Source organism: Catenibacterium sp., assembly GCF_052354645.1.
Classification (GTDB): domain Bacteria; phylum Bacillota_I; class Bacilli_A; order Erysipelotrichales; family Coprobacillaceae; genus Catenibacterium; species Catenibacterium mitsuoka_A.
This window is the reverse complement of record NZ_DAWDDM010000193.1, coordinates 1-3,833: the sequence shown is the minus strand read 5'-3', so window position 1 is coordinate 3,833 and position 3,833 is coordinate 1. Positions and strand designations below refer to the sequence as shown.

General features: G+C 32.8%; 4 protein-coding genes and 1 pseudogene. 3 read left to right on the top strand and 2 right to left on the bottom strand.

Annotated features, from left to right (window positions below):
- Positions 1-115: 115 nt before the first annotated feature.
- Positions 116-889 carry an HAD family hydrolase gene (locus tag ACT8VG_RS08415; protein ID WP_117458093.1) on the bottom strand — a complete coding sequence of 258 codons (774 nt, stop codon included), beginning with the start codon at positions 887-889 and terminating at the stop codon, positions 116-118.
- A gap of 52 nt (positions 890-941) precedes the next feature.
- Positions 942-1,892: an L-lactate dehydrogenase gene (locus ACT8VG_RS08410; RefSeq protein WP_187011701.1), complete on the bottom strand. Its 951-nt coding sequence runs from the start codon at positions 1,890-1,892 to the stop codon at positions 942-944.
- 82 nt (positions 1,893-1,974) lie between these two features.
- Between ACT8VG_RS08410 and ACT8VG_RS08405 the strand changes: the two genes are divergently transcribed.
- From ACT8VG_RS08405 to ACT8VG_RS08395, 3 genes and pseudogenes are all read left to right on the top strand, one after another.
- Positions 1,975-3,177, top strand: coding sequence for a class I SAM-dependent rRNA methyltransferase (locus ACT8VG_RS08405; RefSeq protein WP_195920715.1), 1,203 nt, complete (start codon positions 1,975-1,977; stop codon positions 3,175-3,177).
- 79 nt (positions 3,178-3,256) lie between these two features.
- Positions 3,257-3,592 (top strand): DUF3784 domain-containing protein, encoded by a 336-nt coding sequence (locus tag ACT8VG_RS08400; protein ID WP_444195617.1) that lies wholly within the window; start codon positions 3,257-3,259, stop codon positions 3,590-3,592.
- A gap of 102 nt (positions 3,593-3,694) precedes the next feature.
- Positions 3,695-3,832 (top strand): annotated as a pseudogene (locus ACT8VG_RS08395) (DUF5301 domain-containing protein); the annotation flags it as partial.
- Between the last annotated feature and the right edge of the window lies 1 nt (position 3,833).

Below are 3,833 nucleotides of genomic sequence, written 5' to 3'. Positions count from 1 at the left end.
AAACACATTCAAACACAATGGTCGATATATTCAGTTACTTATAGTTCCCTCCTTTACAATTCATGTTATACCTTAGTATACAACTTTTTTTGATTTTTTACTACATTTATGACTTTTATATTAAATTATGATCTAAACAGTAGTGATACACACCATCTTCTGCTACAGATAAACATATATCATCCGCAATAGCCTTCACATTATCAGTCGCATTCCCCATTGCAACTCCTGTTCCTACTGCTTCTAACATCTCTATATCATTTGTTCCATCACCAAACGCAATGGCTTCATTAGGACTGAAATGATAATACTCTAATACCTTATGTATACCATTACCCTTTCCACCACCTGCTGGAATAATATCTACCGCCCTATTCCACCACGCTGTAATCTGGGCTCCTTCTACATTCTTCATTAATGCATCATATTCATTCTCATATCCACCACACATGATCTGATAGATATCTTCATTCACAAATGTATCAAAGTCTTCTGATACATTCACTTTCTGTTTAGAGAATGCATAATAATCATCTAAATCTTGATCTGTGCCATTGGCTTTACTATCATCTTTACTCGCAAGAGAGACATATCTATTAATAGAAGATGCGTTATCTATAATTCTTAATACGTCTTTATGTGGGATAGGATGACTATATAAAACATGTCCTTCCTTATCAAAACAATAAGACCCATTAAAAGAAAGTATGGCATCAAAAGTCACTCCTTCAAAAGTAGGTACACTTAAAGGATGTCTTCCTGTCGCAATACATACCTTTATATTATTAGCCTGTAATCTCTGTAATGTTTCTATAGTAATATCAGAAACACTGCGTGTTTCCATATTGCTTAAAGTTCCATCAATATCAAAAAATGCAATCTTAATCATAACAAATCCTCCATGGATCCATTCTAACACAAAAAGAGAGGTTAACCCTCTCTTAGTCTAACTGTTGACAGAAATCTTTCAGAACTTTATATGATTCCTCTAGTGCTTTCTGCTCATCTTCTTTCATATTTATTTCTACTATTTCTTTAGCTCCTGTCTTATCAATAATAGTAGGAACACTTAAGAAGATATCATTCATACCATACTGACCATCTAAATGAACAGATACTGGATAAATTCTATTTTCATTAAAGAGAATAGATTTTACGATAGCTGTAGTTGCTGCCGCAATACCATAACATGTATTCCCTTTACGGTTAAAGATCTGCCATCCATCTTCAATAACAGCATGTCTTAATGTTTCCTTAGTGGCATCCTTAGTACGTTCTGCATTATCCTTTAATACATCTTCTACACTCTTACCACCAATAGTTGCACTAGACCATGTTACCATTTCTGAATCTCCATGTTCACCACATACATATGCTGATACACTCTTTGCATCTAAATGATACATATCAGCTAAACGACAAGATAATCTTGCACTATCAAGAGTTGTACCACTACCAATTACCTGGTTCTTTGGTAAACCTGATTCCTTCCAAGTAATATAACTCATAATATCTACTGGGTTAGATACAACAATAAAGATACCATTGAATCCTGAAGCCATTGTAGAACTTACAATAGACTTAATAATCTTAATACTTGGTGCTAACATCTGTAAACGATCATGAGAATCTTTAGGCATTGGTGCTGATGCTGTAATAATGACTACGTCTGCATCCTTACAATCAGAATAATCACCTGCTTTTACTTTAATATTTCTATTCATGAAGTAAACTGACTGCTGCATATCTAATGCTTCACCATATGCTTTTTCTTTATTAATATCAATTAATACAATTTCTTCACAAAGTCCCTGGTTAATAATTGAGTAGGCAGTTGTAGCACCTACATTACCTAAACCAACAATAACTACTTTAGAATCCTTAAAACTCATATTAGTTTTTCCTCCTTGAATTGTTAATATTGTAGCACAACTGTCTGATCAAATGTATAATAATTACCAAGAGAGGTTAATTATGAAAACTAAAGTACTATTAAAAAAAGGTGAAGGCCGTACTATTAATGCAGGCGGTTTATGGATTTATGACAATGAAATAAAAGAGATACATGGACATTTCAAGAATGGGGATATTGTGGATGTATATGCCCATAATGAGTATCCGTTAGGAAGAGGTTATATTAACCAGAATTCTAAGATTAGAATTCGTTTAATGACTAGAAATATTAATCAAGAGATTGATTCTGATTTCTTACGTATGAGATTACAGAATGCCTGGGATTATCGTAAAAAGACAGTGGATACTTCTAGTTGTCGTATTGTGTTTGGAGATGCTGATTTCTTACCAGGTTTAGTAATTGATAAGTTTGAAGATGTATTAGTTGTACAGTCTCTTGCATTAGGTATTGATGCATTTAAGGAAGAGATTGTAGAACTTATGAAAGATATTCTACTACAAGATGGCATTACTATTAGAGGTGTATATGAACGTAGTGATGCCAAGGAACGTACTAAGGAAGGCATGGAAAGAGTTAAAGGGTTTATTGGTGAACCTTTTGATCCTCATATTGATATTGTAGAGAATGGTGTTAAGTATCATATAGATGTCGCAGAAGGACAGAAGACTGGTTTCTTCCTTGATCAGAAATATAATAGACTAGCAATACAGAAATTATGTAAAGATGCAAAGGTATTGGATTGTTTTACTTATATTGGTACTTTTGCACTCAATGCTGGTATTGCAGGAGCTCAAAGTGTTTTAGGTGTGGATGCATCTCAGTTTGCGGTAGATCTTGCGAATGAGAATTCTAAGTTTAATGGTTTAGAGAATACTGTTAAATTTGAGTGTCATGATGTATTTGATTTCTTACCAGAATTAGAGGCTCAGGGAGAGTTATTTGATATGGTTATATTAGATCCCCCTGCTTTCACAAAGTCTCGGGCATCTATTAAGAATGCGATTAAAGGCTATCGTGAGATTAATATGAGAGGTATGAAACTAGTAAAAGATGGTGGATATCTGGCTACATGTTCATGTTCTCATTTTATGGACTATGATACATTTACTAAAACTATTGGACAGGCTGCAAAGCTTGTACATAAGAGATTAAGACAGGTAGAATTTAGAACACAGGCTGCAGATCATCCTATTTTGTGGAATGGTGATGAGAATAGCTATTACTTAAAGTTCTATATCTTCCAGGTTGTTGATGAAAAGTAATGAATAGAAAAAAAACGTTAATGCTTGATTTATCTAAAGAAACAGCAGAAAATCGGAATTTGAAGCGGAGGTATGTATTATGAATATAGGATTTTGGTCGTGTATAATTTTGGAAATACTATTTCTGATTATAGGTGTGTTATTTGCGATTTTTAAGGAAAAAGCAGCAAAATTTGTTTCAGGATTTAATTCATTTTCTAAAGAAGAACAGGCATTGTATGATAAAGCTCATATCTCTCGTGATATAAGAAATCAGTGCTTTATGTGGGCTATTATAATGTTGGCAGGAGCATTATTATCCTGCTTTTTAACCCCATATATAGCTATACCAACCTATATTATTTGGTTAGTTCTGTTTTTTAGAGAAGTCCACTTTGATAATCATAAAGCGTTTGAAAAGTATTTATTAAAATAAATTCCAGGTTATAGATAAAAAGTAAGAAAAGATGATGACTCGTTTGGTCATCATCTTTTCAGTTACAACTTACATTTTTGGTTATTTTCTCTATTTTGTCAGTTACAACTGACAAAATATGGATTTACATACGAAAGAAATAGAAAGACTTATATAGAAGAACCTTATAACGGAATATGGAAGATTCCTTCTGACTTATATAAGAGTATAAAGATTAATATAGTTTTAAACTATATATAAC

What these genes read in the sequence shown, in the direction of transcription:
- ACT8VG_RS08400 (WP_444195617.1), top strand. Translation starts at nt 3,257, where the DNA reads ATGAATATAGGATTTTGGTCGTGTATAATTTTGGAAATACTATTTCTG.
- ACT8VG_RS08415 (WP_117458093.1), bottom strand. Translation starts at nt 889, where the DNA reads ATGATTAAGATTGCATTTTTTGATATTGATGGAACTTTAAGCAATATG.
- ACT8VG_RS08405 (WP_195920715.1), top strand. Translation starts at nt 1,975, where the DNA reads ATGAAAACTAAAGTACTATTAAAAAAAGGTGAAGGCCGTACTATTAAT.
- ACT8VG_RS08410 (WP_187011701.1), bottom strand. Translation starts at nt 1,892, where the DNA reads ATGAGTTTTAAGGATTCTAAAGTAGTTATTGTTGGTTTAGGTAATGTA.